This window comes from Sphingomonas yabuuchiae, from assembly GCF_014199595.1.
Taxonomy (GTDB): domain Bacteria; phylum Pseudomonadota; class Alphaproteobacteria; order Sphingomonadales; family Sphingomonadaceae; genus Sphingomonas; species Sphingomonas yabuuchiae.
Map to the genome: position 1 here is coordinate 439,805 of NZ_JACHNX010000001.1, position 15,552 is coordinate 455,356.

16 protein-coding genes are annotated in these 15,552 nt (G+C 67.4%); 13 read left to right on the plus strand and 3 right to left on the minus strand.

What is annotated here, in order from left to right:
• The first annotated feature begins 3 nt into the window (after positions 1–3).
• Complete coding sequence (gene murI, locus GGQ89_RS02145) at positions 4–801, plus strand: glutamate racemase (RefSeq protein ID WP_184103705.1); 798 nt, start codon at positions 4–6, stop codon at positions 799–801.
• Between the two features lie 97 nt (positions 802–898).
• Here murI and GGQ89_RS02150 read toward each other — a convergent pair whose 3' ends face one another.
• Positions 899–1,741: an Ada metal-binding domain-containing protein gene (locus tag GGQ89_RS02150; RefSeq protein ID WP_184103707.1), complete on the minus strand. Its 843-nt coding sequence runs from the start codon at positions 1,739–1,741 to the stop codon at positions 899–901.
• A 221-nt stretch (positions 1,742–1,962) separates the two neighbouring features.
• On the opposite strand from GGQ89_RS02150, the gene GGQ89_RS02155 reads away from it, so the two are divergent.
• The 7 genes from GGQ89_RS02155 (at position 1,963) to GGQ89_RS02185 (ending at position 7,571) form a co-directional block, all read left to right on the plus strand.
• Entirely contained in the window at positions 1,963–2,532 is a 570-nt protein-coding gene (locus GGQ89_RS02155; RefSeq protein WP_058734780.1) for a F0F1 ATP synthase subunit delta, read from the plus strand.
• Between the two features lie 7 nt (positions 2,533–2,539).
• Complete coding sequence (gene atpA, locus GGQ89_RS02160) at positions 2,540–4,069, plus strand: F0F1 ATP synthase subunit alpha (protein ID WP_056430575.1); 1,530 nt, start codon at positions 2,540–2,542, stop codon at positions 4,067–4,069.
• A 126-nt stretch (positions 4,070–4,195) separates the two neighbouring features.
• On the plus strand, positions 4,196–5,071 hold the full coding sequence (locus tag GGQ89_RS02165; RefSeq protein WP_184103709.1) for a F0F1 ATP synthase subunit gamma: 876 nt from the start codon (positions 4,196–4,198) through the stop codon (positions 5,069–5,071).
• On the plus strand, positions 5,071–5,664 hold the full coding sequence (locus GGQ89_RS02170) for a hypothetical protein (RefSeq protein ID WP_184103711.1): 594 nt from the start codon (positions 5,071–5,073) through the stop codon (positions 5,662–5,664). The genes GGQ89_RS02165 and GGQ89_RS02170 overlap by 1 nt, the downstream gene beginning before the upstream one ends.
• Positions 5,664–7,136, plus strand: a complete 1,473-nt coding sequence (gene atpD / locus GGQ89_RS02175; RefSeq protein ID WP_056431330.1) for a F0F1 ATP synthase subunit beta — start codon at positions 5,664–5,666, stop codon at positions 7,134–7,136. Before GGQ89_RS02170 ends, atpD begins: the two co-directional genes overlap by 1 nt.
• Positions 7,136–7,318, plus strand: coding sequence for an eL24 family ribosomal protein (locus tag GGQ89_RS02180; RefSeq protein WP_184103712.1), 183 nt, complete (start codon positions 7,136–7,138; stop codon positions 7,316–7,318). Before atpD ends, GGQ89_RS02180 begins: the two co-directional genes overlap by 1 nt.
• A gap of 1 nt (position 7,319) precedes the next feature.
• A complete protein-coding gene (locus GGQ89_RS02185; protein ID WP_056430567.1) occupies positions 7,320–7,571 on the plus strand; it encodes an ATP synthase F1 subunit epsilon in 252 nt (83 codons plus the stop codon).
• Positions 7,572–7,872: 301 nt separating this feature from the next.
• Here the strand turns inward: GGQ89_RS02185 and GGQ89_RS02190 are convergent, their stop codons facing one another.
• Both GGQ89_RS02190 and GGQ89_RS02195 read right to left on the minus strand, forming a co-directional pair.
• The gene (locus tag GGQ89_RS02190; RefSeq protein WP_184103720.1) at positions 7,873–10,044 is read right to left on the minus strand and encodes a primosomal protein N'; all 2,172 of its coding nucleotides are present in this window, start codon (positions 10,042–10,044) and stop codon (positions 7,873–7,875) included.
• 146 nt (positions 10,045–10,190) lie between these two features.
• Positions 10,191–11,651 carry a sensor domain-containing diguanylate cyclase gene (locus GGQ89_RS02195; protein ID WP_184103728.1) on the minus strand — a complete coding sequence of 487 codons (1,461 nt, stop codon included), beginning with the start codon at positions 11,649–11,651 and terminating at the stop codon, positions 10,191–10,193.
• 360 nt (positions 11,652–12,011) lie between these two features.
• Here GGQ89_RS02195 and GGQ89_RS02200 point away from each other — a divergent pair, with 360 nt between their 5' ends.
• From GGQ89_RS02200 to rpsK, 5 genes are all read left to right on the plus strand, one after another.
• A complete protein-coding gene (locus GGQ89_RS02200) occupies positions 12,012–12,704 on the plus strand; it encodes a response regulator transcription factor (protein ID WP_056431327.1) in 693 nt (230 codons plus the stop codon).
• Positions 12,701–14,056 carry a sensor histidine kinase gene (locus GGQ89_RS02205; RefSeq protein ID WP_056430556.1) on the plus strand — a complete coding sequence of 452 codons (1,356 nt, stop codon included), beginning with the start codon at positions 12,701–12,703 and terminating at the stop codon, positions 14,054–14,056. The genes GGQ89_RS02200 and GGQ89_RS02205 overlap by 4 nt, the downstream gene beginning before the upstream one ends.
• Positions 14,057–14,219: 163 nt before the next feature.
• The gene (locus GGQ89_RS02210; protein WP_056430553.1) at positions 14,220–14,468 is read left to right on the plus strand and encodes a hypothetical protein; all 249 of its coding nucleotides are present in this window, start codon (positions 14,220–14,222) and stop codon (positions 14,466–14,468) included.
• Positions 14,469–14,626: 158 nt separating this feature from the next.
• The gene (rpsM, locus tag GGQ89_RS02215; RefSeq protein WP_042486395.1) at positions 14,627–14,995 is read left to right on the plus strand and encodes a 30S ribosomal protein S13; all 369 of its coding nucleotides are present in this window, start codon (positions 14,627–14,629) and stop codon (positions 14,993–14,995) included.
• 95 nt (positions 14,996–15,090) lie between these two features.
• Positions 15,091–15,480, plus strand: coding sequence for a 30S ribosomal protein S11 (gene rpsK, locus GGQ89_RS02220; RefSeq protein ID WP_042486392.1), 390 nt, complete (start codon positions 15,091–15,093; stop codon positions 15,478–15,480).
• The last annotated feature ends 72 nt before the right edge of the window (positions 15,481–15,552 follow it).

Here is a 15,552-nt window from a genome sequence, read left to right on the forward strand (position 1 = left end):
GGGATGAGCGATGCGCGTCCCATCCTGTTCTTCGATTCCGGTGTGGGCGGGCTGTCGATCGCGGGGCCTGCACGCGCCGCCTTGCCGACCGCGCCCTTCGTCTATGTCGCCGATAGTGCGGGCTTTCCTTATGGCGAGAAAACCGAGGCGGAGATTGCGGGCCGGGTGCCCGCGCTGCTCGGGCGGCTGGCGGAGCGGTATCGGCCGCGCCTGATCGTTATCGCGTGCAACACGGCCTCGACCATTGCACTGCCCGCCGTGCGCGCGGCGCTGGACCTGCCGGTAGTCGGCACGGTGCCTGCGATCAAACCGGCGGCGGCGATGAGCGAGACGCGCACCATCGGCGTGCTGGGCACGCGCGCGACGGTGCGGCAGGCCTATGTCGACGATCTGGCGGCGCGCTTTGCCGGCGATTGTCGGGTGGTCCGGCATGGCTCGGCCGAACTGGTGGAATTGGCCGAGGCGAAGCTGCGTGGCGAGGCCCTTTCCTCCCGAGCCTTTGCGGCGGTGCTGGGCGGGTTGTTCGGGCAAGAGGGCGGCGACGCCATCGACGTCATCGTCAATGCCTGCACCCATTTCCCGCTGGTCGAGGCCGAACTGGCGGCGGCGGCCCCTCGACCGATGCGTTTCGTCGACGGCGGGCCTGGCATCGCACGGCGAATCGCGTTCCTGACAGAGGGACAGGACTGGCCCGCCTCGGCGGGCGAGGGCGTGGCGGTGTTCACGCGGCTCGGCGACCGGGAACATGCGCTGGCGCCCGGGCTGGCGGCGCGGGGGTTCACGCGGATCGAAGCTCTTTGATGGCCCTTCGTTCGCATTGAACGGACGAGGGGCGCGCGCCAAGCCCAGCTAACCCAGGCCAAGTCGGGGCGTAGATGACGTACGAACTCCCGGTCGGTCATGCCCCCAGCAGCGCCCGCGACACCGCCTCGATAAAGGCGGTACGCCGCGCGGGTTCGGCAAGCTGCGGGTCGGGAATGTCGGTCGCGGTGACGATCCGGGTGATCTGGTCGCGTCGGGGTTCGTCCGCCGGGCGGATATCGGCGGCGGGCAGCGAGCGGACCAGCGCCTGTTCGTCCTCCTCGAAGGCGATCCGGGCGATGCCCCGGTCGGTCGTCGCGACCAGCAGCGGCCCCATCGGCGAAGGCGCGATGGTCCAACCGACGCTCACGCCTTCGCCGCCACGCCGCCATTGTCCCGGCGCCATGCCCAGCCGCTGGTCGCTGTCCGCATAGAAGCGGCTGGGGGCGGCATAGCCCGCCTCGTACAGTGCGGCGGTGATGCTGGGTTCGGCGGCCAGCGCCTGTGCGGCGCGGGCGGAGCGACGCGCCCTGGCATAAGCGGCAGGCGTCACCCCGGTCGCGCGCTTGAACAGCCGGTGGAAATGATGCGGGGCATAGCCGACCTGGGCCGCCAGCGTTTCCAGCGACGGCGGGGCATCGGCCGCCTCGATCAGGGCGATCGCCGCCGCTACCGCCTGCCGGTCGCGCGCCACCGTATCGGGCAGGCAGCGCAGGCACGCGCGGAACCCTTCCGCACGCGCGGCCTGTGGATTGTCCAGGAACCGGACATGTTCGCGTCGGGGGCGCCGTGCCGCACAACTCGGGCGGCAGTAGATACCGGTCGTCTTCACCGCGACGACGAACCGCCCGTCAGAGGACCGGTCCCGCGCGGCGAAGGCGGCCCAGGCGGCGTCTTCGTCGATGGCGTCGCGGGCCGCAGCGGGCGGGGTGTCGGTCATGGCCGGACGATTGTGGCAAAATCCATTGTGGCTTTCATCCCACGGCTTGCGGCCAAAGCTCTCACGCTTGCGTCACCAACCTGTCATAACATGTGCCACGCAGCTTGCATCCAAAGGTTCCCGATGCTAACCGCCCGCCAACCCATCGGAGGCGCGTTTTTCGCGCCCCGTTCCCCATGGGGCCAACCCGTTCGTTGTTCGAGGAATTCGCATCCGTGGAGATGTCCGGCGGTACTATAAGCGGCACAGGCGGCATCCAGGCGAGCCTGGGTGGACGTTATGCGCTCGCGCTGTTCGAAACGGCTGAACAGGGCCGTTCGATCGACACGATCGAGGCGAGCCTCGTGACCCTTCGCGATGCGCTGGCCGCCGATAAGGATCTGGTCGCACTGACCAAGAGCCCGGTCGTGGCGCGCGGGGCCGCCGTCAAGGCGATCCTGGCGGTCGCCGATACGCTGGGCCTCGACGGGGTGACCAAGAATTTCCTCGGCGTCCTCGCCGAGAATCGGCGCCTCTCGGCGCTGCCGCAGATCATCCGTGCCTTCCGCCAGCTGGCCAGCCGCCATCGCGGCGAGGTCGCGGCCGAAGTGACGAGCGCCCACCCGCTGACGGAAGGACAGGTCGCCGAGCTGAAGCAGCAGCTGCGCACCCGCGTCGGCCGCGAGGTGTCGGTCGACCTGTCGGTCGATCCCGACCTGCTCGGCGGGCTTGTCGTCCGCATCGGTTCCCAGATGATCGATAGCTCGATCCGCACCCGTTTGAATGCGCTCGCCAGCGCGATGAAAGGCTGACGTTCCCATGGATATCCGCGCCGCAGAAATCTCCAAGGTCATCAAGGACCAGATCGCCAATTTCGGCACCGAGGCCCAGGTCAGCGAGACCGGCCAGGTGCTGAGCGTCGGTGACGGCATCGCGCGCATCTACGGCCTCGACAATGTCCAGGCGGGCGAGATGGTCGAGTTCGCCAATGGCGTGCAGGGCATGGCCCTCAACCTCGAAGCCGACAATGTCGGCGTCGTGATCTTCGGCTCGGACGCCGAGATCAAGGAAGGCGACACCGTCAAGCGCACCGGCACCATCGTCGACGTGCCGGTCGGCCGTGGCCTGCTGGGCCGCGTCGTGGACGGTCTGGGCAACCCGATCGACGGCAAGGGCCCGATCGAGGCGACCGAGCGTCGCCGCGTCGAGGTGAAGGCACCGGGCATCATCCCGCGCAAGGGCGTGCATGAGCCGGTCCAGACCGGCCTGAAGGCGATCGACGCGCTCGTTCCCGTCGGCCGTGGCCAGCGCGAGCTGATCATCGGCGACCGCCAGACCGGCAAGTCGGCCGTCGCGATCGACGCCTTCATCAACCAGAAGACGGTCAACGCCGGCACCGACGAGTCGAAGAAGCTCTACTGCATCTACGTCGCCGTGGGTCAGAAGCGCTCGACCGTGGCGCAGCTGGTCAAGACGCTCGAAGAGAATGGCGCGATGGAATATTCCATCGTCGTTGCCGCGACCGCGTCGGAGCCCGCTCCGCTCCAGTTCCTCGCGCCGTACACCGGCACCGCGATGGGCGAGTATTTCCGCGACAACGCGATGCACGCGCTGATCGTGTTCGACGATCTGTCGAAGCAGGCCGTCGCGTACCGCCAGATGTCGCTGCTGCTGCGCCGTCCGCCGGGCCGTGAAGCGTATCCTGGCGACGTCTTCTATCTGCACAGCCGTCTGCTCGAGCGTGCGGCCAAGATGAACGACGCCAACGGCGCCGGTTCGCTGACCGCGCTGCCGATCATCGAGACCCAGGCGGGCGACGTGTCGGCCTATATCCCGACCAACGTGATCTCGATCACCGACGGCCAGATCTTCCTCGAAACCGACCTGTTCTTCGCGGGCATCCGCCCGGCGATCAACGTCGGTCTGTCGGTCAGCCGCGTCGGCTCGGCCGCGCAGACCAAGGCGATGAAGAAGGTGTCGGGCTCGATCAAGCTGGAGCTGGCCCAGTATCGCGAAATGGCCGCCTTCGCGCAGTTCGGCTCGGACCTCGACGCCTCGACGCAGAAGCTGCTGAACCGCGGTGCACGCCTGACCGAGCTGCTCAAGCAGCCGCAGTTCTCGCCGCTGCCCTTCGAGGAGCAGACCGCGTCGATCTTCGCGGGCACCAACGGCTATATCGACAACGTGCCGGTGGCGCAGGTCGTCCGCTACGAAGCGGCGATGCTCGCCTATCTGCGCAACGATCACGCCGATGTGCTGGCGATGATCCGCGACACCAAGGATTTGGGCGACGAGGCCAAGGGCAAGCTCAAGGCCGCGCTCGACCAGTTCGCGAAGATCTTCGCGTAAGACGGCATGTAAGCCCTCTCCCCTCCGGGGGGAGGGTTGGGTGAGGGGCGCCAGACAGGCCGTCTCATCCGTGGCAGCCCCTCACCCCGGCCCTCTCCCCCGTGGGGAGGGAGAAGAAGGACTAAGATGGCGTCCCTCAAGGCCCTCAAGATCCGGATCAACTCGGTCAAGTCGACCCAGAAGATCACCAAGGCGATGAAGATGGTCGCCGCCGCCAAGCTGCGCCGGGCGCAGGACGCGGCGCAGAACGGCCGTCCCTATGCCGAGCGTCTCGAAGCGGTGATGGCCGGTATGGCCGCACGCGTCGGTGGCGTCGGTGCGTCGCCGCTGCTGGCGGGCACCGGCAAGGACGATGTCCAGCTGCTGGTCGTCGCCACCTCGGAGCGTGGTCTGGCGGGTGCGTTCAACACGAACATCGTCCGCGCCGCGCGCCGCAAGGCCGAAGAGCTGACCGCGCAGGGCAAGACGGTGAAGTTCTACCTCGCGGGCAAGAAGGGGCGCGTGCTGAAGCGCTTCTTCCCGAACGCGATCCTCGCCGATCACGACATGAGCGCGATCAAGGCGCCCGAGTTCGACGACGCGCGCGTCATCGCCGACGATCTGATCGCGCGGTTCGAGCGCGGCGAGTTCGACGTGGCGCATCTGTTCTACTCGAAGTTCGTCTCGGCGCTGGTGCAGGACCCCGTCTCGCAGCAGTTGATCCCCGTGCCGATGCCCGCGCCCAGCAAGGGTGAGACGTCGGTCGAGGCGGTCGCCGAGTTCGAGCCGAGCGAGGAAGATATCCTCGACGCGCTGCTGCCGCGCAACGTCGCGGTGCAGATCTTCCGCGCGCTGCTGGAAAACCAGGCCGGTTTCTACGGTTCGCAGATGAACGCGATGGACAATGCCACGCGCAACGCGGGCGACATGATCCGCCGTCTGTCGATCCAGTATAACCGGACCCGTCAGGCCGCGATCACCACCGAGCTGGTCGAAATCATCTCGGGCGCCGAGGCGCTCTGATGCGTCTTGCGCTCCTTCTGGGCCTGACGGTCGCTCTGGCCGGATGCGGCCAGGCGTCCGACCAGCCGAAGGACGCGCCCAAGGCTTCGCCGACGCCGTTCGTGACGGGCGGCTGGGCGACCGTGTTCGGCCATGCGCCCGAGACGGTCAGCCTGCTCGACCGGATGGGCTTTCGCATGAGCGGTTACGCGCCCGTCAAGGGTGTGCACCGTGCGATCGCCCAAGCCACCCCGATGGCCGATCCGTCGGTGTCGCCGGTCAATATGGGCAATCTGATCGTCGAGGGCGACGCAGCGCGGCTGAACGAAGTCCGCTTCTCGCTCGACCTCGTCAATCTCGAGACCAGCCCGTTCGCCAAGACGCAGTTCATCCGCTGGGTGACCAAGCCGATGGATCAGCTGGGTCTGGACGGCAAGGATGCGGTCACGGCCGCGATCCAGAATGAAAGCGCCACCACCGGCCACCTGACCGGCGCCGATTACCGTGTTACCCGTGACAAGATCGACGGTGGCCGCCGTCTGGTCGTAACCTTTACCCGCCCCGAAGCCCGCCCCGAAGCGATTTCGGGCTCTACCGAACCAAGGAAGCAATGATGGCAACCGCCGCTGAGGACATCCGGCCGACCACGGCCACCAACAATGTCGGCACGATCGCCCAGGTCATCGGCGCGGTCGTCGACGTTCACTTCCCCGATCACCTGCCCGCGATTCTGTCGGCGCTGGAGACGGACAATAACGGCACCCGTCTGGTGCTCGAAGTCGCGCAGCATCTGGGCGAGAACACCGTCCGCACGATCGCGATGGACACGACCGAGGGTCTGACCCGCGGCCAGACCGTGACCGACACCGGCGCGCAGATCCGCGTGCCCGTCGGCCCGGCGACGCTCGGCCGCATCCTGAACGTCGTCGGCGAGCCGATCGACGAGCGTGGTCCGGTCGCCACCGACCTGCGCGCGCCGATCCACGCAAAGGCGCCCGAGTTCATCGAGCAGTCGACCGAGAGCGCGATTCTGGTCACCGGCATCAAGGTCATCGACCTTCTCGCCCCCTACGCCAAGGGCGGCAAGATCGGCCTGTTCGGCGGCGCGGGCGTCGGCAAGACGGTTCTGATTCAGGAACTGATCAACAACATCGCCAAGGGCCATGGCGGCACCTCGGTGTTCGCGGGCGTCGGTGAGCGAACCCGCGAGGGCAACGACCTGTATCACGAATTCCTCGACGCGGGCGTGATCGCCAAGGACGCCGAGGGCAATGCGATCAGCGAGGGCTCGAAGGTCGCGCTGGTGTACGGCCAGATGAACGAGCCGCCGGGCGCCCGCGCTCGCGTCGCGCTGTCGGGTCTGACCATCGCGGAATATTTCCGCGACCAGGAAGGCCAGGACGTGCTGTTCTTCGTCGACAACATCTTCCGCTTCACCCAGGCGGGTGCGGAAGTGTCGGCGCTGCTGGGCCGTATTCCGTCGGCCGTGGGCTATCAGCCGACCCTGTCGACCGACATGGGTGCGCTGCAGGAGCGCATCACCTCGACCAACAAGGGTTCGATCACCTCGGTGCAGGCGGTGTACGTGCCCGCCGACGACTTGACCGATCCGGCGCCGGCCACCTCGTTCGCCCACCTCGACGCGACGACGGTGCTCAACCGCGCCATCTCGGAGCTGGGCATCTACCCGGCCGTCGACCCGCTCGACTCGACCAGCCGCGTGCTCGAGCCGCGCATCGTCGGCCAGGAGCATTATGAGACGGCCCGTGCGGTCCAGTCGCTGCTCCAGCGCTACAAGGCGCTGCAGGACATCATCGCGATCCTGGGCATGGACGAGCTGTCCGAAGAGGATAAGCTGACCGTCCAGCGCGCCCGCAAGATCCAGCGCTTCCTGTCGCAGCCCTTCCACGTCGCGGAAGTCTTCACCGGCATCTCGGGCAAGTTCGTCCAGATCGAAGACACGATCCGTTCGTTCAAGGCGGTGGTCGACGGCGAGTATGACCATCTGCCGGAAGCGGCCTTCTACATGGTCGGCGGCATCGACGAAGCCGTCGCCAAGGCCGAGAAGCTGGCGCAGGAAGCCTGATGTCCGCGCCGCGCCGCGAGGACGCGGTCAACGATGTCTGTCCCTGGTCGGGTAAGCCGATCAGCGACGACGGGTTGACGGTCTATCGCGGCGCGGCGGTCGGCTTCTGCAATCCTGGTTGCCGGGACAAGTTCGACGCGGCCATTACCGCGTTCGACCGCGCGATTGAAACGAGACCCTGACATGCTGCACTTCGAACTCGTGACCCCCGAAAAGCTCCTCCGCTCGGAGGAGGTGCATATGGTGGTCGTCCCCGGCACCGAGGGCGATTTCGGCGTGCTGGAGGGCCATGCGCCTTTCATGTCGACCGTTCGCGACGGCGCGATCCAGGTTTACCGCACCGAAAAGGGCGAGCCGGAATCGATCCAGATCCGTGGTGGCTTCGCCGAGGTGGGGCCGAAGGGCCTGACCGTTCTGGCGGAGCATGCGGGGTAAGGCTTTTTCGCCTTTTCACCGGGTTTTGAGACGGTCGCGGCGGAAGTCGCGGCCGTTTTTCTTTGGGGTGAGGGCGGGGCGTGGCCTTCGACTTCGCTCAGGCTGAACGGGGCGAGGGGAACAGGGTCTTACAGCAACATCCGTTCAGCCTGAGCGAAGTCGAAGGCCAAGGGAAAACCCGTCCCCATGCGGTAAGCCCCTCCCGCTTGCGGGAGGGGTTTGGGGAGGGCCCGCCCGCGGCCTTTCCCTCCCCCATCCCCTCCCGCTTGCGGGAGGGGCGTGTTTGGGGCGATCGGCGCGCTTACAAAAAGCTGTACGGATCCACATCCACCGCGACCCGCACCTTGGCCGACCATTCCAGCTCGCCCAGCCATTCGCGAATCACATCCTGCACTGCCAGCGCCCGCCGGGCATGGACCAGCAGCCGAAACCGATGCCGCCCGCGTAGCATCGCCAACGGCGCAGGCGCGGGGCCGAAGACATGCATCCCGTCCACCTTGGGGGCCGCGCGCGCGATCATATTGGCCGCCGATTGGGCCGCCCCCTGATCCTCCGAGGACACGATGATCGCGGCATAGCGGCCGAAGGGTGGCGCATCCGCATCGCGCCGGGCCTCGGTCTCGGCCGTATAGAAGGCCTCCGCATCGCCCGTCACCAGCGCCTGCATCACTTGCGCCTTGGGGCTGTGCGTCTGGATGAAGACATGCCCCGGCTTGGCCCCCCGCCCGGCACGCCCCGACACCTGCCGGATCTGCTGGAAGGTCCGTTCCGCCGCGCGCAGGTCGCCGCCGTCCAGACCCAGGTCGGCGTCGATCACGCCGACCAAGGTCAGGTTGGGGAAGTGATAGCCCTTGGTGATCAGCTGCGTGCCGACGACGATATCGATATCGCCCGCCTCCATCCGCCCGACGAACTCGGCCGCCTTGGCGGGGGACCAGATGGTGTCGGAGGTGACGACCGCGATCTTCGCTTCCGGAAACAGCGCCGTCGCCTCGTCGGCGATCCGCTCGACGCCGGGGCCGCAGGCAACCAGCGTATCCTCGCCGTCGCATTCGGGGCAGGCGCGCGGCGTGGGCAGGACATGGCCGCAATGATGGCAGGCCAGCCGCCGGACCAGCCGGTGTTCGACCATCCAGGCAGTACAGTTGGGGCATTGAAACCGATGCCCACAGGTCCGGCACAAGGTCAGCGGGGCATAGCCGCGCCGGTTAAGATAGAGCAGCGACTGTTCGCGCTTCTCCAGCACATCCTTCATCGCCGCGACCAGCTTGGGCGCGATCCAGCGGCCGCGCTCGGGCGGGTTCTGGATCAGATCGATCGCCTCGATCGTCGGCATCTGCGCGGGGCCGAAGCGGCCGGGCAGCTTGACCTCGGTATAGCGGCCTAGCGCGACTTGTTGCCGCGTCTCGATCGCGGGGGTGGCGGAGGCGAGGATGACGGGGCAGGGCTCGAACTTGCCGCGCATCACCGCGACGTCACGGGCGTGGTAATGAACGCCGTCTTCCTGCTTGAAGCTGGTTTCATGCGCCTCGTCGACGACGATGAGCCCAAGATTGCGATAGGGCAGGAACAAGGCCGAGCGCGCGCCGACCGTCACCAGCCCCTGGCCGCTGGCGATGGCCCGCCAGGCGCGGCGTCGCTGCGACGAGCGCAGGCCCGAATGCCACGCCACCGGCTCGCAGCCGAAGCGGTCGTGGAACCGCTTGAGGAACGGCTCGGTCAGTGCGATCTCGGGAAGCAGGACCAGCACCTGCCGCCCCTCGGCAATCGCCTGCGCCACCGCCTCGAAATACACCTCGGTCTTGCCCGATCCGGTCACGCCGTCGAGCAGCACCGGCTGGAAACTATGCGCGGTGACGCCCGCGACCAAAATGTCCGCCGCCGTGCGCTGGTCCTCAGACAGGGCGGGGCGGTGATGGTCGGGGTCGGGGAGGGGAAAGGGGCTGTCGATATCGACCTCGACGCCTTCGATCGCGCCGTTCTTCACCAGCCCTCGGATGACCGCGTCGGAGACATCGGCCATCGTCGCCAACTCGCGGATCAGACCCTGGCGGTCGCCGATCCGCTCCAGCGCCTGCGCCCGCTGCGGGGTCAGGCGGTCGGGGACATGGCCGGTGACGCGATATTCGGTGACGGTCCGCGCGCCTTCCAGCGCCGAGGTGGACGAAAGGGCCATGCGCACGACGGCAGCGGGCGGCGCGAGATAATAGTCCGCCGTCCATTCGATCAGCCGCCGCAGCGCATCGGGCAGGGGCGGCGCATCGGCCACGCCCAGCAGCGGGCGCAGGCGATTGTCGCCGACCTCGGCGTCGGAGGGCATCCGCTCCGGCTCCCACACCACGCCGAGCAATTGGCGGGGCCCGAGCGGCGCGACGACGATCGACCCCGGCTCGACCGTCATCCCGTGCGGCACACGATAGTCGAGAGGGCCGAGCGCGGAGTTCAGGACAAGGACGCGGACGCGCGAAGACATGGGTCCGCTATATGGGGCGGCACGGTGGCGAGGGAAGGGGCCAGTGCTACGCGGTCCAGGGCGGATCGACATTTGAAGACATGTACTTCCCTCGCCCCTCGCAGAGGGGAGAGGGGAGGATAAAACAAGACGCGTTCCGATTTGACCTAACCCGCCCGTCGCCGATCGCCGCGTCGGCGTTCGCCCACCCGGTCGCGCTTGGCGCCATAGAGGCGGCTATCGGCATGGTGCATGAAATCGCGGTTGGTCCGGCAATCCTCGGGGCGCAGCGTCACCGCGACCGTGCCCGCACAACTCATGGTCAGCTTGTCGATGGTGATCGTGATGGTCAGCAACGCCTCGATCCGCACGCGCAGGGCGTCGATATCGGTCAGCAGCGCAGGGTCGCGGACGATCAGTCCGAACTCGTCGCCGCCCAGTCGCGCGACGAAGCTGCCGTCCAGCCAGTCGGAGCGCAGGCGTTGGCCGACGATGCGCAGCACCTCGTCCCCCGCCGGGTGGCCCAGCGTGTCGTTGATCAGCTTGAAGCCGTCCAGATCGATCAGGACCAGCGCCAGCGGCTCGCCCTTGCCGACGGACTCCGCGATCGCCGCCTCCAGCGTCCGGTCGAAGGCGGCGCGGTTGGCGAGCAGGGTCAGCGCGTCGGTATCCGCATTGCGGCGCAGCTGGGTTTCCAGCGCGTGGCGCTCGGTCACGTCCTGGAACATGCCGACCAGCCCGTGCGGCTCGCCGTCCAGCATCTCGCGCTCGCCCATCACGCGGACCCGTCGTTTGCGGCCCAGCGCGGTGATGAAGTCCAACTCGATGTCGAACGGATCGCCGGTCCGCACCGTCTGCGCGATGGTATTGCGCAGCACCTCGCGCGCGGCGGGCGGGTAATAGGACAGGCCCTGGTCGACCGTGAAATGCTGGCCCGGGTTCAGTTCGTGGATGCGGTATACCCCCTCGGACCACATGGCCTGACCGTCAGCCAGGGTGATCCGCCACGATCCGATCATCGCCAGCCGCTCGACCTGGCGGACGGTACGGTCCTTGGCGCGCAGATCGGCGGCCTGTCGCTCGCTGAGTTCGGCCATCGCATTGGCACGTCGGGCGATGGCGCGGGCGGCGATCAGCGCCTCGGCCAGCCGCGCCAGATGGCGCAACGTCTGTTCCCCCGCCGGGCTCAGCGAGCGCGGCGTGGCGTCCATGACGCAGAGCGAGCCGATCGCCTGGGGCGCGCCGTCCAGATCGGGCACACGGATCGGCATCCCCGCATAGAAACGCGTCCCCGCCTCGCCCGTCACGAACGGATTGACCGCGAAACGCGGATCGCGGCTGAGGTCGGGGACGATCGTCACATCGCTTGAGTGGATGGTATGATCGCAAAAGGCGACGTTGCGCGGCATCTGTCGGGGCAGGTCGCCGATCGCCGACTTGACCCAGAAACGGTCCCGGTCCGCCAGGGTCAACGCCGCCACCGGGCAGCCGAGCATCTCGGCGGCCAGCGAGACGAGCGCATCGAACTCCGCTTCCGGCTCGCTGTCGAGCAGCGCATGCGCCTGGAGCGTGGCCAGGCGGCGTTCCTCGTCGAACGGCGCGGGGATGGTAAGGGGGGCTTCCATCATGATGTGCGGACCATAACCAAAAGAGTTTTCAGAACCTTAAAAATGGACGGAAGCATAAGAATTTATTCGGCTTTTTGTGTGATCGAAATTACAGAACGCGACCGGCCGAACCGCGGATGGGGTGGATGACGCATTTGTCACATTGTGGTCACCCCGGGGTATCCCGACGGGCTGTAGCCCTTTGCCCCACGGAGTTCGCAGAGCTCGGCACCCGACACTCCCGGGGGTGCCGTCGCGGCCGGCGGGAAGAGCGCTTCCCGCCGGTCTTTCCTTGGCGGCAGCAGCGGTGAGCCGGGATCGAGCGACCTCGCGATGCCGCCGCAATGATGAATGTCGCCCAATGACGGAGCAGACGAGCCGATGAGCCGCAAAATCCTGATCGTCGAAGATGACGCCTCGACCGCCGCCTATGTCGCCAAGGGGCTGGCCGAGGCGGGTTATGCCGTCGAGCAATGCGGGGACGGCCGCGATGGCCTGTTCCTGGCGAGCGAGGGCATATTCGACCTCATCATCGCCGACCGGATGCTGCCGCGGCTGGACGGGCTGGCGATGGTCAGCGCGATCCGCGCCGCGGGTATCTCGACGCCGGTGCTCGTGCTCTCGGCGCTCGCCACGGTCGACGACCGGGTCGACGGGCTGAAGGCGGGCGCGGACGATTATCTGTGCAAGCCCTTCTCCTTCGCCGAGCTGTCGGCGCGGATCGAGGCGCTGGTCCGCCGCTCCGACCGCGCCGCGTCCGAGCCGACCCGCACCAAGCTGAGCGTCGGCGATCTGGAGATCGACCTGCTGGCGCGCACCGTGACGCGGGCGGGCAAGATCATCCCGGTCGGCGCGCGCGAGTTCAACCTCCTGGAGTTCCTGGCGCGTCATGCGGGCCAGGTCGTCACCCGCACGATGATGCTGGAGAAGATCTGGAACTATCATTTCGACCCGGGATCGAACGTGGTCGACGTCCATATCGGGCGGCTGCGTCGCAAGCTGGAAGAGGGGTTCGGCAGCCCGATCCTGCATACGGTGCGCGGCGCGGGCTATAGGCTGGCCGTCGAAGGGTGAAGCCCCGGCTGACGATCTCGGCGCGGATCGCGCTGCTGTCGATCATCCTTGCGCTGGTGTCCAATCTGGCGCTGGTCGGCTTCATCTGGAAACAGACCAGCGCGGATGCGGTGGCGGCGCTTCACCGCGAGATCGTCGAACAGGCCGATGCCCTGCGCGCCGTATGGCGGACCGGGGCGCTGCCGGCCCTCGCCGATGCGATCAAGGAAGCGCGCGAGCCGGGCGACGTGTCGCTGGTGCTGGCGATCTTCGATCCGCAGGGGCACCGGATCGCGGGCTATGCGCCGCGCCATCTGGCCGTGCCGCTGGCCGACACGCCGTTCCGCATCGCTGTGCTGGGCCGCGACGGCGTGTGGAACGCGCGGGAGGCGGGGTATACGCTCCATCCCATTGGCCATGACTGGCTGCTGGTCGGGCGTCCGCTCGACCTGATCGAGGCGCAGCAGGTGGCGATCGAGCGCGCGCTGGCGCTGGCGGTGTTCCTGTCGCTGATGCTGGGGGTGGGCACTGGGCTGGTGCTCGCGCGCTATGTCACGGGGCGGCTCAATACCATCGTCGCGGTGATCGATGCGGCGGGCGAGGGCGACCTGACCCGCCGCGTGCGATTGGTCCGCGACGGGAATGACGAAGGGGATGCCTTCGACCGGCTGGCCGAGCGGCTGAATGCGATGCTCGGCAAGATCGAGCAGTTGATGGCCGAGCTGCGAGTCGTCACCGACAGCCTGGCGCACGACCTGCGCTCGCCGCTCGCCCGCCTGCGCACCAAGACCGAGCAGGCGGTGCTGATCGCCGACCCGGCCCAGCGCGAGGCCGCTTTGGGCGGCTTGCTGGTCGAAACCGATCTCATCATGCGGATGCTGACCATGGTGATCGAGATCAGCCGGTCCGAGTCGGTGACGCGCGACCGCTTTACTTTGGCCTCGCCGGTCGAACTGGTCGAGGAGATCGGCGAACTCTACGCCCCGGTCGCCGAGGAGGCCGGATTGCGCTTCCTGATCGACGTGGAGGCGCGCCCTGCGCCCTTGCCGCTGCACCGCGAACTCATGAGCCAGGCGCTGTCCAATCTGATCGACAATGCCCTGAAGCACGGCGCGTCGGGCGGTGAGGTGACGCTGCGGCTGCGCGAGGGGGCGGAGGGAATCATCTTTCAGGTCGAGGATCACGGCCCCGGCATCGCCGAGGCGGACCGTGCGCAGGCGTTGAAGCGCTTCGGCCGACTCGACACCGCCCGCACGACTCCGGGGGCCGGGCTGGGCATGGCGCTGATCGAGGCGGTGGCAAGGTTGCACGGCGGACGATTCGATCTGGCCGACAATGCGCCCGGCCTGATCGCGCGGCTGGTGATTCCATAAATCCTCCCCGGCACGGGGAGGGGGACCAGCGAAGCCGGTGGAGGGGGCGTGCGGCGAGGGGCGTCCTGTGTGGAAGCCCCCTCCGTCAGGCTGCGCCTGCCACCTCCCCGTGTCGGGGAGGATCGGACTTGCCCCGCTGCCTCAGCGCTTTACACCCCGGCGCATGGACACGCTTTCCCTGTTCGGCCTGCTCGCCGTTTCCTTCACCCTGGTCTGCTATGCGATGGAATCGGGGTCGCACTGGTGGACGCTGGGCTTCTGCCTGGGGTGCGTCGCGGGGTCGGCCTATGGATTTCTCCAAGGCGCCTGGCCGTTCGGCGTCGTCGAGATCGTGTGGGCGGTCGTGTCCTTCCGCCGCTGGCTGACGCTCAAGCGGCTGCAATCGGCGAAGTTTGTGGAACCGATCGCTTGACAGGATGTTGCGCGGGGCCTAACTGACCGTCCTTCCAACACCCCCGGTTGAACGACGCGCGCGTTACGTGCGTCGCCATTCCGCGTGGCGGAACCATCGCGTTGAGATGGAGCATGTGCGGCCATGCCATGCTCCGTGGAGCTAGGAGAACAAGTTTCATGGCACGTATTGCGGGTGTCAACCTCCCGACCAACAAGCGCGTATTGATCGCGCTGACCTATATCCACGGCATCGGTCCGGCCAAGGCGAAGCAGATCACTGCCAAGCTGAACATCGCCGCTGATCGTCGCGTCCAGGACCTTTCGGACCAGGAAGTGCTGCAGATCCGTGAGACCATCGACGCCGATCACACGGTGGAAGGCGATCTGCGTCGCGAAACCGCGATGAACATCAAGCGCCTGATGGACCTGGCCTGCTATCGCGGCCTGCGTCACCGCAAGGGCCTGCCGGTCCGCGGCCAGCGCACGCACACCAACGCGCGCACCCGCAAGGGCAAGGCGAAGCCGATCGCGGGCAAGAAGAAGTAATTCGTCCGGGGGACGAATTAATCCGCCGGAGGCAGGCTTGTGGCTGACCGCCCGCCGCTCTCCGCATCAGGATATCAGGTCAGGATTATCATCTAATGGCACGTGAACCGCAGCGCATTCGCCGTCGCGAGCGCAAGAACATCACCGCCGGCGTCGCCCATGTGAACGCCAGCTTCAACAACACCATGATCACCATCACCGATGCCCAGGGCAACGCCATTTCGTGGTCGTCGGCCGGCATGATGGGCTTCAAGGGCTCGCGCAAGTCGACCCCGTATGCGGCGCAGGTCGCAGCGGAAGACGCGGGCAAGAAGGCCGCCGAGCACGGCGTCCGCACCCTGGAAGTCGAAGTGAAGGGTCCGGGTTCGGGCCGCGAGTCGGCGCTGCGCGCGCTGCAGGCGGTCGGTTTCCAGATCTCCTCGATCCGCGACGTCACCTCGATCCCGCACAACGGCGTGCGGCCTTCCAAGCGTCGCCGCGTCTGATGCTTCCCATGGCCGGCTGACGAGTCGGCCATGCCTCTCTCCATGGCTGGAACCGTCCCCGTTCCGGCCCAC